This is a genomic window from Limimaricola cinnabarinus LL-001 (assembly GCF_000466965.1).
Taxonomy (GTDB): domain Bacteria; phylum Pseudomonadota; class Alphaproteobacteria; order Rhodobacterales; family Rhodobacteraceae; genus Limimaricola; species Limimaricola cinnabarinus.
This window is the reverse complement of the sequence record NZ_BATB01000122.1, coordinates 1-4289: the sequence shown is the minus strand read 5'-3', so window position 1 is coordinate 4289 and position 4289 is coordinate 1. Positions and strand designations below refer to the sequence as shown.

General features: G+C 64.3%; 5 protein-coding genes. 1 reads left to right on the top strand and 4 read right to left on the bottom strand.

The window, feature by feature from the left end; genetic code table 11:
* Positions 1 to 564: 564 nt before the first annotated feature.
* The 3 genes from MBELCI_RS18410 to MBELCI_RS18400 are packed head-to-tail and all read right to left on the bottom strand — an operon-like array spanning position 565 to position 3049.
* The gene (locus MBELCI_RS18410) at positions 565 to 1296 is read right to left on the bottom strand and encodes an ABC transporter ATP-binding protein (protein WP_021695755.1); all 732 of its coding nucleotides are present in this window, start codon (positions 1294 to 1296) and stop codon (positions 565 to 567) included.
* Positions 1281 to 2051, bottom strand: coding sequence for an ABC transporter permease (locus MBELCI_RS18405; RefSeq protein ID WP_021695754.1), 771 nt, complete (start codon positions 2049 to 2051; stop codon positions 1281 to 1283). The genes MBELCI_RS18410 and MBELCI_RS18405 overlap by 16 nt, the downstream gene beginning before the upstream one ends.
* Positions 2048 to 3049: an ABC transporter substrate-binding protein gene (locus tag MBELCI_RS18400; RefSeq protein WP_045320513.1), complete on the bottom strand. Its 1002-nt coding sequence runs from the start codon at positions 3047 to 3049 to the stop codon at positions 2048 to 2050. The genes MBELCI_RS18405 and MBELCI_RS18400 overlap by 4 nt, the downstream gene beginning before the upstream one ends.
* 653 nt (positions 3050 to 3702) lie before the next feature.
* Here MBELCI_RS18400 and MBELCI_RS18395 point away from each other — a divergent pair.
* Entirely contained in the window at positions 3703 to 4089 is a 387-nt protein-coding gene (locus MBELCI_RS18395) for a hypothetical protein (protein WP_045320511.1), read from the top strand.
* A 66-nt stretch (positions 4090 to 4155) separates the two neighbouring features.
* On the opposite strand, the gene MBELCI_RS18390 is transcribed toward MBELCI_RS18395, so the two are convergent.
* On the bottom strand, positions 4156 to 4289 hold a 134-nt coding region (locus tag MBELCI_RS18390), incomplete at its 5' end, for an integrase core domain-containing protein (protein WP_045320510.1).

The window sequence follows — 4289 nt, the reverse complement described above, 5'->3', positions numbered from 1 at the left end:
TGATCGCCAGCGTCACACCCGGCCACGCGCTGCGCTACGCCAAGGGCTCCGCCCGCAGCCTCTTACACCAAGCGTTGGGACACGATCATTGCAGGGGAACAATTCCACCACAGAGCGACACTGCAAGTCATGTGAGGTTCTACTGCCATAGGCCAGAACTCTCGACCTCCAACCAAGCGTAGGCGCCTTTTCCAGAACTAAGATCGAACTCGTCCTTAAGACTGCTAGAGCCGCGCTCGAAAGTGCGGCTCTAGCAGTGCTAACGACACGTTAAGCCCGCATGTAGGCCCAACCACTTTGCTGACGCATTGCGATATACAGCACGGCAGCGTCTACGGTCCGGGCTTCTGACGGCGCAACGAGACCCTGCGCTGCAAGCGAGTTGCTGCAGAGCAGCAGCTGCGGCTCGACCTCGCCGGTCTCGATCGCCGCGGCTACCGCGCCGCCATTGACGACGATTTCGACCTCGGCTGTGGGATCGGCGCGCAGCAGGTTGCGGGCGTGGAGCGGGCCCGGGCGAGGGCGGCCGCGGTGGGTGCATGGATCAGCAGTCGCAGTGCCATGTCACAGGGCCTCCTGAATGTCGGTGACGAGCGGGGCGAAGCCTGGATCTTCTCGGCGGCCCTCGAGTGGCAACGCGACGCGGCGGTCAAGAGCGACGCGGGCGGGCTGGCCCGACAGGACGATGACGCGTTCGCTCAGCAGCGCCGCCTCGGCGATGTCATGCGTTACGAAGAGGACCGCCGCGCCCGAGGCCGACCAGATCCTGAGCAGCTCGCTCTGCAGCGCACCGCGCGTCAGCGCGTCGACCGCCGAGAAGGGTTCGTCCATCAGAAGCACGTCGGGCCGCACCACCAGCGCGCGGGCGATGCCGCCGCGTTGCACTTGGCCGCCGGAAAGCTGGTGCGGGTAGCGATCGGCCAGATGTTCCATCCGCGTCAGGCGCAGCACCTCGTCGACTCTCTCGCTGCGCTCCTTCGCGGCGAGCGACAGCCCCTCGAGCCCGTATTCGACGTTGCGCCTGAGCGTGCGCCAAGGCAGCAGGCGACCGTCCTGAAACACGATGGCGCGGCGGCGCTGGCCCGGCCGCTCGGGGCTGGTGAGATCGATGGTGCCGGCATCGGGTGGCAGCAAACCGGCGATGGCGCGCAGAAGCGTCGACTTGCCGACACCCGAGCCGCCGACCAGCGCCACGAAACCGCCTTTCTCGATGTCGAGATCGAAGTCTTCGAGCGTCGGGCGCTCGGCTCCGGGAAAGCGCAGGGTCAGCCCGCGCGCAGTCAGGACGGGCGCCATGCGAGAAGCCTCCCCTCGATCAGCGAGAACAACGCGTCGGACAGGGTGTAGACCACCGAGATCGCCAGCATGTAAACTACCACCGCCTCGTAGGCGCCAACGCCGGCTGCGGCGTTCATCTCCTGACCCATGCCGGGCACGCCCAGAAGCTCGGCTGCGATCAGTGTCATCCAGGCCTGACCGACGCCCGTGCGCAGCCCTGATAAGATTCCAGGCGAGGCGGCGGGCAACGTGACCGTGCGATGCCGCTTGAAATAGGCGCCTTGGCCGAAGGCGCGGGCCAGCTCGTGGTAGCGTGGATCGACGTTGCGCACAGCGGCGTAGGTGGCGAAGTAGTTCACCCAGAACACGCCAATCGAGATCACGAAGGCCGCGCCTGCATGGCTCACCTTGAACCAGGCGATGGCGAAGACCACCCAGGCCAGCGGCGGGATCGGCCGCAGGATCCGCGCCAACCAGGCATGCGCCGCGTCGAGCCGCGGCAGCGTCGCGGTGGCGAGGCCCACGGCGATGCCCAGCACCGAGCCAAGAGCGAGCCCCCAGATATAGTGGACGAGCGATGAGCCGACGGCCGGCAGCAGCCGACCCGAGGCGATCTCGTCACGGATCGCCGCCGGCACCAGGAACGGGTCTGGCATGGTGCCGGGCGTGGTCCAGCCGAAGCTCCCGGCCGCCTTCCACAGCGCAATGAAGGCCACGAGACCGGCGGCGCCGAATGCGGTCCGCCGCATGCCGCGCGGGGCGACAGCGCTCATTGTGCGGCTGCGCGCTCGAAGACGTTGAGGTCGAACAGCGCGTCGAGATCGACCGGCTGCGCCAGCGTACCCAGCTCGATCTGAAAGTCGTGCATGGCGCGCGTGCCCTCGACGATGCGGTTCGGGTCGGCAACGAACTGCTCCGAGGAACGCGCGATCGCAGCCTCGACCACTGCCGGATCGAGACGGCCGCCGCCGACATGCTTGGCAACCATAGGCGCGGCGGCGGCCGCATCGCCGGCAAGTAGGTGGGTCGCGGCGATATGGGCCGAAACCAGCGCCTCGACGGCATCGGGCGACTTCTCCAGGAGTCCTTCACGGACCGCAAGCACAGCGCCCGGCTGGTCAGGGAACATCTCGGCGCCTGCGGCCACCACCTCGGCGCCCTCGATCCGGGCCAGTGTGGTCGAGACGACTGGTTCGAGGATCGCGGCACCGTCAACCGCACCGGTCAGCAGCGCCTGCTGCACCTGCGCCGTGCCCTGATGGATGATCTCGATCAGATCGGGATCGATACCTGCCTCTTCGCGCATCCAGTATTGCAGCACGGTTTCCGGCACCGAGCCCTTGGGGAAGGTCGAGATTACCGGCTTGCGGCCCTCACGCGCGGCGAAGGCCGTGAAGGCGTCGGCGGGGTTGTTGCCCTCGAAATCTCCGGCCAGAGGCGGCAGCGCGACGAGCGAGATCTGCTCGATGATGTTGGAGGCAACCACCTTGATATCGGCGCCGCGACCATGCGCCACCATGGCGGGACCGATGCCAAGATAGGCAACATCGAGTTGACCAGCCAGCAGCGCCTGCACCATAGCTGGCCCGTTCTGGAACTCGACAAGATCGGCTTCAATCCCGGTATCGTCGAGCGCGCCGTTCTCCAGAGCCACGAAGAGCTGCGATACCGGCAGGATCGGCATGTAGCCTATCTCGATCTCGGTCTCCTGCGCCACCACAGGAGAAGCGACCAAGCCGGCAACGAACAGGGTGGTAATTGCGGTCTTCATCTCGGAGCCTCGCATTGGGTTTCCGGTGACTTAACTCGGATGCGCGCCTGTTTGGAGATCACGTTATGCAAAAGGAAAAGTCGTCTGCGCACGCCTTGTTTGTTGGACTGCGCGTTCCAGTTGTGACTGCGAAATGAGACACCGGTTCTAAAGCGCGAGGGGCTTTGCAGATGAACATGTCCCTCGACGTTCACTAGTCGCTTCCGTCGAGTTTTGATCGGCGGGGGCTCACGTCCTGCTTGCTGGGCTCTGAGGTTCTCGTTGCAGGGTGGGGGCCCCTCATGTTTGCGCTCAGTAGGAGGCCTCCGGTTTAGGTTGCACCTGCCCACGTGGTGACGCTGGCGGATTCGATGCAAAGTCGAGGTCGCGCGGGCAGCCTGCGAAGTGCTTCAGGCATCCAAGAATCCTAGGTAGGTGCGGTGGAACCGAAAGACCGTACCGCGCAGTAGTCGGTCATGCCGCTCGAGCATTCCGTCAGCCTTCTCAGCCATATTGCATCTGCCCCTAACCAAGCGGGTATCTCGCGCCAGCCGTCTGATATACCTCGTTCAGGCTGGGCGAGTCTCACCCATCACGTTCTACCGAAGCATGTTGATCGAATTTATTACATGTGATCGTCATGTAAGCGCGATCTATCAGGGGGGAGAGATCGAATGCTTAGAACCGCAGGCGCGTTGAGCGCTTTCGCGGCCGCCCTGGCCATGCCTGTCATCGCTCAGGAGGAGGATGCGCGGACCGTTATCACTCACGCCGGGACGTTGATGGCTAACGCGTCGGCCAGCCCGATGACCGAACAGTCGATGGTCATCATCGGCGATAAGATCGAGGCGATTGAGGCGGGTTATGTCGAGCGAGACGGCGCGGAGATCATTGATCTCAAAGACGAGTTCGCTTTGCCAAGATTGTTCGACAGCCACTCTCACATGGCATCGCAGCTTGGCTCGGACGCCCGGCTGCTCACCGTCGAGAACTCGGATGCCGACTGGACGTTGCTGGATGCGCTCTTTGTGACCTGCCCCCCGCCGGTCCCTTGGTCATAACGAGAGTTTGCGGGTTTGTGCTCTGGGACCCAATCTTGGACCGCCGGGATCTGAAGTTTTCGGCCTTCATTCCGGTGACAGGCTGGTGGCGCCACCGGGATTATGGATGTCGATCGGAACGTTATATCCGATCGCGCTGTGGGGCCGAACCTCGTTGTAGTCTCTGCGCCAATTCTCCACCTTTTCGCGGGCATCGGCAA